Below are 12,562 nucleotides of genomic sequence, written 5' to 3' on the forward strand. Positions count from 1 at the left end.
TTTTACCTGCTCATATTTTTTGCAGCAACTCTAATTTGTCGCCAAAAAATTGTTGGATATTTTTCTGAATGAACTTTCTCATCGTTCCCTGTATCATAACCGTAAGAATCTTCAACTTTAAGATCAATCTGAATATACGAAATTAATTTTGTATCAATAGGATGCAAAAGTTCATTTCCAAGATTATCAAAGTAGTTTAATCTAAATTCTGTTAGTCCTAAATTGCTACCGTTTTTAGTTTCGCCTTTTGCATATCTGTACAATAGTCGGTCATACGGATTAGGCGTAGAAGTTATTGTTGGACCAAATTCATAGGTTAAGATATCTTTAGTTCCATCACCTCTTATATTTTGAAAACCTTGTGCAAAATCTGTTTTAAATGAAATTTTTGTTGAATCTGCATAAACAATCATATCTTCAGGTGCTTCAATACTATCGGTATTTTCACAGTATCCAATTCTTGCAAAATCGTGTTCTATCAGTTCTACAATTGAAACCAAATTTTGCTGAGCAATTAATTCATTCTGGAATTGATTTGATTTCTCTGAAGAATTTAACATTAAAGCTCTTACGGAAAGCAAAACCATTCCACCAATTATAGCAGCACCTAATATATCAATTAACGTTGAAAAGCCCATTTTATAACATCACCCATTGACTGAATAAACTAGTTATTGTCATTGTATCTGGTTTATCTGTAAAATAATTTAAGAGTGTTGGACTCGTTATTCTTACTGTTACACTTTTATTAAAAGATTTTGAAGTTGTTACTTGCAAATCATCATTCATATAATCTACATAGACATAGGAAGTAAACTCTCCCATATTTGGAATAGTATCAATTTTTACTAGATTGTTATAATCATCAACATCATCAAAATTGGGATAGTTTTCCCCAGTTTCTTTTCCCAAAGTTGAAGAAAAATTATTTGCCGATAGAATTTTAGTTCCTTTAATAATTTCTTCGTCATATGCTTTTCCACTAATTTCATCTAAAATAGATTGTCCGACAGAAGTTGCCAAAATAAATTCTTTATTATAAATCATATTATCTTGAGTTGTTAATGACGCTCGATTATGATTTAGCGTTGTTATAACAACTAAGGTTAATGCAGCAATCGTAATTAACATCTGCCCGGTGTTCATATAGTTATTTTTCTATTAATTATAAAACATTATCGTCAAGTATTTGATTTAAATTAACCAAATTGATATAAGTCAATCCAAAACTTGCTTAAATTTTTACTTTGAAAAAGAGATAATAATGTACTATTCTAACCAAGAAAGGATTCTGAAAGTACTTGTACTCGGGAAATATGGAGGAACCATTCTTTGTAATCTGCTATCATAACGATAATTTTTAGCAAACCCGCTTTCTATATTTCCGGAGCTTGAATTAAAAGTACCAACACCTTGTCTTGTTTTTTGAGTTACTCCTCCAACTAAATTAATATAACCGCTGACGGGTCTTGTCTTATAATCTTCTGCTTGAAAACCGCCGTTTTCAACATAAATTGAGGCATGAATATTTATATCGCTGGAATTTTCTGCATTATTTGTAACATAAACATTTTCTTTAGAAAGAATTCCCAATAAATCATTTGAAGGATCATTTTTATCAGTAAAATCCGGAACATCATTATATACTATGTCATCGTCTAAATAAACAGATTTATTTGTTCCAACCGACCATTTTCCTTTTACCGTACCTTGTAACCTCAGATTACCATTTTCTACGTAAATAATTCCGGATGTAGAAAGATCACTCCCTAATACTGTTGTATATGCATCGGCAGCATTGAATTTATATTTCAAACTATCTCCGGCAAATTCCAAGAAAACTTCGGGATGACCCGAAAAAACATAACCGCCAGTTCCAGATGCCTTTGTTGATAATCCGGAAACTCCGTCTATCGGTAAAGAAATTGTTAACCCGGGATTGTAATCTCCCACAATTACCGGCTCATCTGCAGCAGCATCGCTTTGGTAAATTAGTGAGCCGCCATGCGAAGTTGATGGACCATTAAAATATGGATGTTTTGAAACTCTGAGTACATCATTTGTATGAAAAGGTCCCCAAACCGAATCTTTTTTTGTCCACCAAATTTCTTCTCCGGTCGGAGCTTCTTCATCGGAAAAATATGCAAATTCTGAAAAGCTTGCAGCTCTTACTTTTACTTCAATTAATTTAGTTATGCCTTTATATTCACCAATTGCAGTAATAGTTTTTACATCACCCGTATCTTTAACACTTATTATTAAATTTTCTTCCCCGGAAAAACTATATGGATTTCCATCTGGCTGCCAGCCGGGATTTTTTGCAATATTACTTGCGGCTAAATTTATTCCGGTTCGCGCAATTTCTTTTGCCGTAACCAATTCAAAATATTTACCCGAATTATCTGCAGCGGATCCGGATACAGAATTAAAATTCAATCCAATAATCAAAAGTATGCTGCTGAATCCTAAAACTAATAATAAGGCTGCTTTTCCTCCCATATTACCTGCTTATATTTTTGGTTGCTAAACGAATTTGGCGCCACAATGCCGTTTGGTATTTTTCACTATGTTCTTTTTCTAAATTATCTGTATCATATCCGTAACAGTCTTCAACTTTTATATCTATCTGCATTGAAGCAATTATTTGTGCATTTATCGGATGGGAAAGTAAATTGCCGAAATTATCAAAATATTTTATTGAAAAATGTGTAATTCCCAAATTTGATGCATCTTTATCAAAACCCGGAATAAATCTGTATAATAATTTGTCATTAGGATTTGGAGTTTTATTTACATCATCACCCAATTCATAACGCAAAGTATCAAGAATTCCATCTCCTCTAAAATCTGAAGAGTTTAAAGCAAGGTCTGTGCAGAATTCAATAGCAGTGGAATCTGCATAAAGAATCATATTTTCCGGATTGGGAATTTTTGTCGGATCTTCACAATAGCCTAATCGGGAAAAATCATATTCAATTAAATCTATTATTGAAACTAAATTTTGCTGTACAATTAAATCGCTATGATATTTGCTTGTATTTTCACTAACATTACCGTTAAACGCTTTTATTGTTAGGAGCATTAATGCTCCAATTATCATTGCTCCAAGTATGTCAATTAATGTACTAAATCCCATAATTTATAACATTTTCCATTGGCTAAATACTGTTGATATTGCAATTGTATCTACAATTCCAGTAAACGGATTTTTTAAATTTGTATTTGTAACTTTGATTTTTACAGCTTTATGGTAAGTGTTTGATGCAGAATATTGAAGATCATCATTAACATAATTTACATTTACTTTAAAATTGAAAACTCCAAAATTTTCAACTGAATCTTTTTTTGAAAAATTATTAAAATCATCAATATCATCAAAATTTGGATATGCCTCACCGGACTCGGATGTTAACGCAGAAGAAAAATTAGAAGCATTTGTAATTACAGCACCACTAATAATTTTTTCATCAAAAGCTTTATTACTTATTTCATCAAGCAAAGATTGCGCAGCGGTTGTTGTTAGAATATATTCTTTATTATAAATTAAATTATCCTGAGTGTTGAGCGAACTTTTGTTAAAGTTCAAAACTGTCAGCACAACTAATGCTAAAGCTGCAATTGTAATTAACGTTTGTCCGGTATTCATTTTACATTTTCATTTAATTTATTCAAACCAAGAAACAATTTCATATGATGTTGTTGAGGGAAATGCAGGAGGTGTAGAATGTCTATATCGTTTATCATATTTTATTACTTGGTTGTATCCAGCACCATTTGTGTAACCAGTTGTTTGAGCAGTATTTTCTATTAAACTTCCATGAATTCTCATTTTACCCATATTTGGTTTTGAAGAACTTATTCCTTCAACTGAAATTCCACCACCATAATTAAAAAGTGCAGCATGTATATTTATATCATTTCTGTTTGCTGCATTGTCTTTGACTACAACTTGTTGTTCAGCAACAATACCAAGCATATCTTCACAATCTGGATTTGTAACAGTTGTTCCTCCAGAGACAAATTTCAGAGGATCATTACGATATACAATATCATCTTCTAAATAAACATTTCCCGTCGAGCCGCCACTTTTGGCTGTTCCAACAGTATATTTTCCATTAACTGTTCCAGATAAATAGATATTCCCTTTTTTATTCCAAATAACTCCATTAGTTGTAAGAGTATCTAAATCTGCATTAACTGGAGTTGTCCAACTTGAAGTTCCGGTTTTTTTTGTACTCCAATCAACAGTTCCATCAGAATTAAATTTTAACCTAACGTCTAAATTGTGTCCACTAGGATCATTGAATAATTTTCCACCACTTGTAGCAATACCTTCAAGGGCAGAAGTATTGAGTGTAAATGGAACATCAACTGGTGTTTCGTAACCTCCTTTAAATTCGGGATTTGCTGCTCCATATCCATATGAATTACCAACCATTTTTAATCCGGCTTTTGTAGTAACTTTTCCAAGAAAAACCGGTGATCCAAGTGTATTTAACTTTCCTTGTGTATGAAAGGGACCATCAATTGTATCACCAGTAACCAAATAACCAGTACCCCAATTTTTTGTATAATAACCAAACCTTGAATAGTTTGTAGCATTTAAAATAAAATTTACTCTTGATTCTTCAGTTATTTTTTCGCCAGCATAGAAAAAACTATAAACTGCTTTCGCATCAAATTTTGCTTTTGCATTTACAGGATTATTTACAGTAAGAACAGCATATCCGCCATTCATATAAAGTGTATCATGGCCAAATCCCGACCAATTTGGATTTCTAAATAACTCATTAGCTGCAATGTTTGCAGCACTTGATGCAATATTATGTGCATTGGTTTTTACATAATAACTGGTTAGTCTTTCTGTGGCTTGAGCCGTTGTATTAGTTGAATTATATTTTACAACTGTAAACATCAAACTAAATGAAATTACAACAAGTAATATTGCTTTTCCACCCATCTATTTAATACTCCTATCAGAAATTATCTATTGTTTAAACTTGGTGCTGCAAGTCTAATTTGTCTCCAAAATGCACTTTTATCTTTTGAGTAAACTTCATTTTCTTCATCTTCCATATCACCATATGCTGCGGTGTTTTCAACTGTTATATCAATTTGCATTGTAATTACACCAAGTGGTTGTTTTGCTGCTGCACTCACAATTAGTTCTGATACAGGTATTTCATAACCCAATGCATCAAAGTAAACTATTTTAAGCTGTGTTACCCCCATATTAGAATATAATGGAGCTTCTCCATTAACTTGTCTATATAACATTCGATCTTTAGGATTAGGTGTTTTTCTTACATCTACATCATTTGGTGATCCAACCCAATATCGCAAAGTATCAATATTCCCATCTCCAAATTGATTTACAGTTGTAGAAACATCGGTTAAAAATGAAATACTCGTATCAGTTGCTTCTAATAAAGCCTCACTTGGAACTGGGGCATCTTCCCAATTTTGACAATATCCAATTTTTCTTAAATCATATTCTAACAATTCAACAACCGATATTAAATTTGTTTGAACAATTAATTCACCACTATTTAAATAATGGTTTTCTACAGCTGAATCATTCATCCTAAATAAAATTAATAAGATAGTTCCACCTATCATTGTTGAGCCAATAATGTCTAATAACGTTGAAAATCCCATTGGTTCTCCATTAGTAATAAAAGTAACTGTAAATTTTAGATAATTTTACCGTATCTTTCCCTTCATTAAGAAATTTACTTGTTACAAACACATCCATTCTTTTGTGCCAAGTTCTATAATTGACTTTTTTCAATTCACTGTCAGTTGATGGATCTACATAATAAACATCACTTTCAACTTTAAATATTGCTGAAATTTCATTTTTTAATGTTTCGGAATAAACTGAATCCATTGAAGCATTTGATGTGTTTTCAACAAATCCATTGTAGTCATCAAAATCGTTAAAATTTCTCCTTTTTCGTTCAGAAGGACTTGGTCCAAGACTATAATAATTGGTAAGGTCTGATAAATTATCAGCTTTTTCAGCATCACCCGTAATTGGATCTCTTGCAGTATATGCATCAAAAGATTTACTAAATGCTTCTTCAATTAAAGCCGTTCCAAGCGAAACACCAAGAATCTGGTATTTATTTTCCGTCATTGAAGAAGTAGTATTTAATGCGTTTTTGTTTACACTAAGTATAACTGTTGACAGCAGTATCATTGCCGCCATTGTAATCATCATTTGTCCAGTATTCATCTTTTTATAATTTTGTTTTACAACATGCGGTTAAATCAATTCTGATGCCATTCTGAAAATTTGAATTTTAGCTTAAAAAGTGAGGTTTATTTTAGGTTTGGATTGTTTCAAATCACAAAAATGATTTTTTTGTATCATATTGATTCAATTAAATACACTTTACTGAATCAAAAAAGTTTGAATTTTAAAAACAAAAACCCAACATTTCTGCTGGGTTTAAATTTCAAATTATCATAATTATATGTTATGCGGATTTTCTATCAACTTCGTAATAAATTGGTGTATCGCCATTTTCAACAGTATCTTTTGTGATTAAGCATCGTTCAACGTTATCTAAATTCGGAAGTTCATACATAATATCCAACAAAGTAGTTTCTACAATTGATCTTAAAGCTCTTGCGCCGGTTTTTCTTTCCATCGCTTTTTTAACTATTGAATCAATTGCTAATTTATCAAATTCTAATTCAACACCTTCCATTAAAAATAATTTTTTGTATTGTTTAAGAATTGCATTTTTTGGTTCTGTTAAAATACTTTTTAACGCTTCTTCATTTAATGAATGCAAAGGAGCAATAATTGGAATTCTGCCAATTAATTCCGGTATTAAACCATATTTTAATAAATCTTCCGGTTCAACTTTTGAGTAAAGTTCATCTTTAATAATTTCTTTTTCTTCATCTTGAGCAGCTGAAAATCCCATTGTATTTTTATTTAAGCGCGATCCGACAATTTGTTCAATTCCATCAAATGCGCCGCCGAGAATAAATAAAATATTTTTTGTATTAATATTTATTAAACTTTGTTCAGGATGTTTTCTTCCGCCGCGCGGTGGAACTCCAGCAACTGTTCCTTCCAAAATTTTTAGAAGAGCTTGCTGAACTCCTTCACCGGAAACATCTCTTGTTATTGAAACACTTTCACTTTTGCGCGAAATTTTATCAATTTCATCAATGTAGATAATTCCCTTTTGAGCTTTTTCTAAATTATAATCCGCAGCTTGTAGTAAACGAACTAAAATTGTTTCAACATCATCTCCAACATATCCGGCTTCGGTTAAAGTTGTTGCATCAGCAATTGCAAACGGAACATCTAAAATTCCGGCAAGTGTTTTTCCAATTAAAGTTTTACCAACTCCGGTTGCACCAATTAAAAGAATATTGCTTTTATCAATTTCTACATCGTCAAAATCAAACATTGATGATGCTGCATTTATTCTTTTATAATGATTATAAACCGCAACAGAAATTACTTTTTTAGCTTTATCTTGACCAATAATATATTCATCAAGATTTTTCTTAATCATATCGGGAGTTAAAGAATTTGTTGAAGTTTCTTTATTGTTATAAGCGGCTAAATTATTTTTTAAAATATCCACACTTGTTTTTACACAAATATCACAAATGTAAACATCCGGTCCGGCTACCATGCTTGTTACTTCGTTTCCGTCTCTTCCGCAAAATGAACATTTTACAACTTTATGATCATGCAAATCGCTCATATGTTACCTTTTCCCCCATCATTAATTTCTGAAATTATTTTTCTGGATTTGCCAGAATAAATTGAGTTTGGAAATTCGTTAAAAATTCTTGCAAATATTTTTAATGCATTTTCCGTTTTGTTTAAACCATAATAATACGTTGATCCTAATAAGTAAAAAATCTTATCCTTATAGATGTTATCTTCGTCACAATTTGAAATTTCCTCCAAAAAGATAACAGCTTCTTCATAATTATTCAATGATAATAATAATTCTGCGTAATTAACTGAAGCAAAATCCTTAAGTAAAATTAAATTTTTATTTTCTGCTAATTTTTTAAATTCGATAGAAGCATCGTAATATTTTTCTTTCTCAATTAAATAATCGGCATTTACGTAAGAAAATAAATTGATCGAATCATTTTTAAATGTGTTTAAAAGCAATAATAATTGAAGTGCATCGTTCGTGTTTTCATCTTCCGAGTTTTCCTTTACTTCATTAAACTGCAAAATCGCTTTGCTGAATTCACCTTTCCACATTTTAGTTTTTGCCAACAAAAATTTTATTTCTTTTTGCAAATTTTGGTCATTTATTTTAAATAGTAAAATTTCATTAAGAATATTTTCAGCCGCATTCAAACTATCATTTTGAAGTTTTAATTTTGCTAATCTAAATTTTACTTCCGGAATAATTACATTTCCCTTGTTTTCCGAAATGATATTTTGAAAAATACTATCTGCCTTTTTATAATTTCCCAAAAATTCTTGATAAATTATTCCACTTCTAAATTCAGCTTCAATTCCAACATTATCTTTCGGATATTTTTTAGTAAGATTTTCGTAAGAGGAAATTAAATTTTCAACTTCTTTTTGCTCAAATTTATAATTATTATATTTCTTCCAACTATCTTTTGCTGATAAACTATTTTTCAGATTAAACTCAATTTCTCTCGTAAGACTAATTTCCGTCTGCGGAATTAACGGACTTTGTGGATAGTTTTCCAAAATGTATTTATAAGAATTTGCCGCAATTTCATGATTTCCAAGTCGTGAAATTCTTGTTGCAATATTAAATAAATAAGACCCGTTATGCGTATTTTCTTTTTCAAATTTAATTGCGTTTTCAAAAACTTTAGCAAAATTATTTGTTTTGAGATAAAGATCAATTAGTAATTCCAAAAATTGTTGACTTTCGTAATTATCGTAATGATTTTCAATAATTCGTAAAGTTGGCTCTTCCGCTCCGGTTGAATTTATATAACCCAATATCCTATTTTTTACAATTGCTATTTGGTTTGGTTTTGAAACAATAATTTTACAATATTCTTCTGCGGCTTTCTCAAATTTCATTGTTACGGAATACAAATTCGCAATATCATACGAAAAAATTGTTTGATCTTCAGATTTGGAATTACCGATTTCCAAATATTCAATGGATTTTTCAATCAAACGATTTTCAATTAAGTAATTTGCAATAATTCTGTAACTAAATGCATTTTCAGAATTCAGCGAAATTCCCTTTTCCCAAGTTTCAAAAGCATCTTTTTCTTTTCCGGTTAAATAATATAAAGACCCGAGATCGCCGTATAAATCAATATTTTGAGAATTTAGAAGAATTTGATTTTCAATTAGATTTTTACATTCATCGTAATTTTTGATTTTAATAAGTAAATCATGAAGGTTTTTGTAAAAAATGAAATTTTGAGGTTCTTGAATTAACAAATCTTCATAAATCTTTTTTGCTTCGTCAAAATTGTTTATTTCTTCAAAAGATTTTGCTAATCGAATTTGATTTTCAACATTTTTATCTTGTCCAAAAATTGAGATTGAAAATAAAAGAAAAAATGAAATTAAGTATTTTACTTTCAGCATTTTAGACTTCGTTCAAATATTTTTCGCTAAAAATATTATTAAGACTTAAAACCATATTGGAATCTAAGGTCTTTTTTAATTTTGCCATTTTCAATATATTTTCTTCACCAAACATATTTAACAGAAAATCTCTTTTATATTTTCCAATTCCGTGTTCAGCAGAAATAGTTCCGCCCAATTTTGTTGAAAATTTGCAAATTTCAGCATAAAGTTTTCTGCTCATATCAAGTTCATTTTTACTTTTTGGCAGCATATTAAAATGTAAATGCGAATTTCCCATATGTCCGTAAACAACATAATCTAAATTATTTTCTTTTATAAGACCGCATGTATATTTATAAAATTCATAAAATTTTTCATCCGGTACAGCGTTATCTGTCCCAACTTTTTTTAATCCTCTTTGAGAAATTATATCATTCACTTTTAATGCAATACTGTGTCTGAATAATTTCATTTTATTTCTTTCGTTTTCATCAATTGCAAACCAAATATTTTCTAAATTTCCATCATATTTTGTAATAATTTCCGTGATTTCGTCTAAAACTTTATCTTCATTATTTTCAAGTTCTTGCTCAATCCAAATTGCACTTTTTGAATTTTCCGGAATATTTGGAAATTCATTAATCAATAATTTCAATGAATTTTTATCAAAAAATTCTATTTCCCTCAAATCAATTTGTGAATTTCCATTTTTACACTTTTCTTTAATTTCTGCTAAAAATGAAAAACTATTATCTTCCGAATTAAAGAAAATAATCATCGAAAGAATTTGTTTTGGTAAATCAATCAATTTAAGTTTTATACTTGTAATAATTCCCAAAGTTCCTTCTGAGCCAATAAACAAATCAATTAAATCCATATTTTTTTTGGCAAAATATCCGGCAGCATGTTTTACATTCGGCATTTCATAATCCGGAATCGGTATTTCAATTGTATGATTTTCGCTTGTGATAATTTTTCCTAAATAATTTTCCGAAATATTTTCACCACGCTTTAAAGTAATTTCTTCTCCATTTGGTAAAATTATTCCTAATTCTTCCACAAAATTTCTTGTCGATCCGTATTTAAAAGTTCTTGCACCGCTTGCGTTTGTGGCAACATTACCACCGATTGAACTATTTGTTTCTGTCGGGTCTGGCGGATAAAATAAATTTTTCGATTCAACTATTTTTTGAAGTTCCGAAAGTAAAATTCCGGGTTCAACAATTATGAATTTATTTTTTTCATCAAACGAAATAATTTTATTTAACTTTTCCAGAGAAATTAGTATTCCGTTTTCCGGAACACTTCCGCCGGTTAATCCAGTTCTTGCCGCAGAAACTGTAACTTGAATTTTTTCTTTATTCGCTAATTTTAAAATTTCAACAATTTCATTTTTACTTTCCGGAAAATAAACTTTATCACAATTTCCCTTAATGTTTGCTGCATCGCATAAATAATTTTCAAATTCCGATTTATCAATTTTTTCAATCATATAATTAAAAAGGTTTGTTATGTTTTTTCATAACTTCCGTCCATTCTTCCAAACTCAATTGTTCGGCTTCATCAATAAGCATAATGGGAATATCGTCTTCAATTCTATATTTTCTTCGTGTTGCTTTATCAACAGAAATTAAAAAATTTCCTTCAAGAACCAAATCGGCTTTAGTTTCCGGGCAGCACAAAATATCTAATAAATCTTTGCTCACCATAAAATCTCCAAAAGTTTTGTAAATTATATTTTTAAAAATGCCATTAAATATTTATAATACAAAATTTGGAAAATAATTGTTAGATAACCTTTTTATAAATTTGCCGAGATTGGAAACCGAAAGATTAATTTTGCGTAAAATTGAATATTCGGATCGATTTGATATTTACGAATATGCGAAAAATCCCGAAGTTGCAAAATATGTTTTGTGGGAAGCGCACAAAAGTGAAATTGATACAATTGCATTTTTAAATTTAATTTACGAAGGTTATAATAAAAACGAACCCGCACCGTGGGGAATTGAGCTAAAAGAAAATTCTAAAATTATTGGAACGGTTGGTTTTGTAAATTTGAATAAAGAAAATAATTCCGGTGAAATTGGATTTGTTTTAGCTCAAAAATTTTGGAATAAAGGTTTCGTTTCTGAAGCTGTAAAAAAAATTATTCAGTTTGGATTTGAAGAAATGAAACTTCACAAAATAATTGCAAGGTGTAAATTAGAAAATATTTCTTCGGAAAAAGTTTTATTAAAATCCGGTTTTATTTTTATAGGAATTTTAAAGGATAATCTATTTATAAAAGGTGAACTTTGCGATATGAAACTTTTTGAAATTTATAATTCGTTACTTTTTTAATTTTATGAAAAATGTAAAAGTAAAAATTTGTTGTATTTCAAGTTTGGAAGAAGCTCAAATAGCAATAGAATTGGGAGCTTCGTCAATTGGATTAGTTTCTGAAATGCCAAGCGGACCGGGAGTTATTGGTGAATCTTTAATTTCAGAAATTGCAAAATCAGTTCCGCAAAATATTAATACTTTTTTACTAACCAGTAAACAAAATTCAAAAAAAATTATTGATCAATTAAAAAGATGCAAAACCAATTGTTGATAATTTAATTGATGGAATTTATTCGGATATTAGGAATGAAATTCCAAATATAAAAATTGTTCAAGTTTTGCATGTTCAAAATGAAAATAGTATTGATGATGCTCTGGCAATTGAAAATGATGTTGATGCAATTTTACTCGATTCCGGAAATCAAAGTTTATCAGTAAAAATATTAGGCGGAACCGGAAAAACTCATAATTGGGAAATTAGTAAATCCATAGTTGAAAATGTAAAAGTTCCGATTTATTTAGCCGGCGGATTAAATTCACAAAATATTATAGAAGCTGTTCAAACCGTTAAACCATATGGCGTTGATCTTTGTTCAAGTGTAAGAACGAACGGAAAATTAGATAAACAAAAATTGTTAGAATTTTTCACTAAAATTAATTCGATATAAA

General features: G+C 29.8%; 13 protein-coding genes and 1 pseudogene. 2 read left to right on the forward strand and 12 right to left on the reverse strand.

The features are described from left to right. Positions 1-2: 2 nt before the first annotated feature. The 12 genes from IPH62_04870 to IPH62_04925 all read right to left on the reverse strand — a co-directional run bounded on the left by IPH62_04870 (position 3) and on the right by IPH62_04925 (position 11,277). Entirely contained in the window at positions 3-638 is a 636-nt protein-coding gene (locus IPH62_04870; GenBank protein ID MBK7104596.1) for a hypothetical protein, read from the reverse strand. Between the two features lies 1 nt (position 639). Further along, positions 640-1,146 carry a hypothetical protein gene (locus IPH62_04875; GenBank protein MBK7104597.1) on the reverse strand — a complete coding sequence of 169 codons (507 nt, stop codon included), beginning with the start codon at positions 1,144-1,146 and terminating at the stop codon, positions 640-642. Positions 1,147-1,269: 123 nt separating this feature from the next. After that, positions 1,270-2,499, reverse strand: a complete 1,230-nt coding sequence (locus IPH62_04880) for a DUF4900 domain-containing protein (protein ID MBK7104598.1) — start codon at positions 2,497-2,499, stop codon at positions 1,270-1,272. A 1-nt stretch (position 2,500) separates the two neighbouring features. Further along, positions 2,501-3,136 carry a hypothetical protein gene (locus tag IPH62_04885; protein MBK7104599.1) on the reverse strand — a complete coding sequence of 212 codons (636 nt, stop codon included), beginning with the start codon at positions 3,134-3,136 and terminating at the stop codon, positions 2,501-2,503. Between the two features lie 3 nt (positions 3,137-3,139). Next, positions 3,140-3,646 (reverse strand): hypothetical protein, encoded by a 507-nt coding sequence (locus IPH62_04890; protein MBK7104600.1) that lies wholly within the window; start codon positions 3,644-3,646, stop codon positions 3,140-3,142. An 18-nt stretch (positions 3,647-3,664) separates the two neighbouring features. Further along, complete coding sequence (locus tag IPH62_04895) at positions 3,665-4,960, reverse strand: hypothetical protein (GenBank protein MBK7104601.1); 1,296 nt, start codon at positions 4,958-4,960, stop codon at positions 3,665-3,667. 23 nt (positions 4,961-4,983) lie between these two features. Next, positions 4,984-5,658 (reverse strand): hypothetical protein, encoded by a 675-nt coding sequence (locus IPH62_04900; protein ID MBK7104602.1) that lies wholly within the window; start codon positions 5,656-5,658, stop codon positions 4,984-4,986. Between the two features lie 10 nt (positions 5,659-5,668). Beyond that, positions 5,669-6,238, reverse strand: a complete 570-nt coding sequence (locus IPH62_04905) for a hypothetical protein (protein MBK7104603.1) — start codon at positions 6,236-6,238, stop codon at positions 5,669-5,671. Positions 6,239-6,482: 244 nt separating this feature from the next. Further along, the gene (gene clpX, locus IPH62_04910; protein ID MBK7104604.1) at positions 6,483-7,736 is read right to left on the reverse strand and encodes an ATP-dependent Clp protease ATP-binding subunit ClpX; all 1,254 of its coding nucleotides are present in this window, start codon (positions 7,734-7,736) and stop codon (positions 6,483-6,485) included. Continuing rightward, positions 7,733-9,586: a tetratricopeptide repeat protein gene (locus tag IPH62_04915; GenBank protein MBK7104605.1), complete on the reverse strand. Its 1,854-nt coding sequence runs from the start codon at positions 9,584-9,586 to the stop codon at positions 7,733-7,735. Before IPH62_04915 ends, clpX begins: the two co-directional genes overlap by 4 nt. Position 9,587: 1 nt before the next feature. Beyond that, on the reverse strand, positions 9,588-11,060 hold the full coding sequence (locus tag IPH62_04920) for an FAD-binding oxidoreductase (protein ID MBK7104606.1): 1,473 nt from the start codon (positions 11,058-11,060) through the stop codon (positions 9,588-9,590). Between the two features lie 4 nt (positions 11,061-11,064). Further along, positions 11,065-11,277 (reverse strand): hypothetical protein, encoded by a 213-nt coding sequence (locus tag IPH62_04925; GenBank protein ID MBK7104607.1) that lies wholly within the window; start codon positions 11,275-11,277, stop codon positions 11,065-11,067. A gap of 94 nt (positions 11,278-11,371) precedes the next feature. Here IPH62_04925 and IPH62_04930 point away from each other — a divergent pair, with 94 nt between their 5' ends. Both IPH62_04930 and IPH62_04935 read left to right on the forward strand, forming a co-directional pair. Beyond that, positions 11,372-11,911, forward strand: coding sequence for a GNAT family N-acetyltransferase (locus tag IPH62_04930; protein ID MBK7104608.1), 540 nt, complete (start codon positions 11,372-11,374; stop codon positions 11,909-11,911). A gap of 4 nt (positions 11,912-11,915) precedes the next feature. Next, a pseudogene (locus IPH62_04935) lies at positions 11,916-12,561 on the forward strand (phosphoribosylanthranilate isomerase). Position 12,562: the final 1 nt, after the last annotated feature.

It is taken from the genome of Ignavibacteriota bacterium (assembly GCA_016708125.1).
Taxonomy (GTDB): Bacteria; Bacteroidota; Ignavibacteria; order Ignavibacteriales; family Melioribacteraceae.

Excerpts from the sequence above, each read along its gene's own strand:
- IPH62_04920 (MBK7104606.1), bottom strand. The coding sequence starts at position 11,060 with ATGATTGAAAAAATTGATAAATCGGAATTTGAAAATTATTTATGCGAT.
- IPH62_04900 (MBK7104602.1), bottom strand. The coding sequence starts at position 5,658 with ATGGGATTTTCAACGTTATTAGACATTATTGGCTCAACAATGATAGGT.
- IPH62_04870 (MBK7104596.1), bottom strand. The coding sequence starts at position 638 with ATGGGCTTTTCAACGTTAATTGATATATTAGGTGCTGCTATAATTGGT.
- IPH62_04880 (MBK7104598.1), bottom strand. The coding sequence starts at position 2,499 with ATGGGAGGAAAAGCAGCCTTATTATTAGTTTTAGGATTCAGCAGCATA.
- IPH62_04885 (MBK7104599.1), bottom strand. The coding sequence starts at position 3,136 with ATGGGATTTAGTACATTAATTGACATACTTGGAGCAATGATAATTGGA.
- IPH62_04875 (MBK7104597.1), bottom strand. The coding sequence starts at position 1,146 with ATGAACACCGGGCAGATGTTAATTACGATTGCTGCATTAACCTTAGTT.
- IPH62_04905 (MBK7104603.1), bottom strand. The coding sequence starts at position 6,238 with ATGAATACTGGACAAATGATGATTACAATGGCGGCAATGATACTGCTG.
- IPH62_04890 (MBK7104600.1), bottom strand. The coding sequence starts at position 3,646 with ATGAATACCGGACAAACGTTAATTACAATTGCAGCTTTAGCATTAGTT.
- IPH62_04895 (MBK7104601.1), bottom strand. The coding sequence starts at position 4,960 with ATGGGTGGAAAAGCAATATTACTTGTTGTAATTTCATTTAGTTTGATG.
- clpX (MBK7104604.1), bottom strand. The coding sequence starts at position 7,736 with ATGAGCGATTTGCATGATCATAAAGTTGTAAAATGTTCATTTTGCGGA.
- IPH62_04925 (MBK7104607.1), bottom strand. The coding sequence starts at position 11,277 with ATGGTGAGCAAAGATTTATTAGATATTTTGTGCTGCCCGGAAACTAAA.
- IPH62_04915 (MBK7104605.1), bottom strand. The coding sequence starts at position 9,586 with ATGCTGAAAGTAAAATACTTAATTTCATTTTTTCTTTTATTTTCAATC.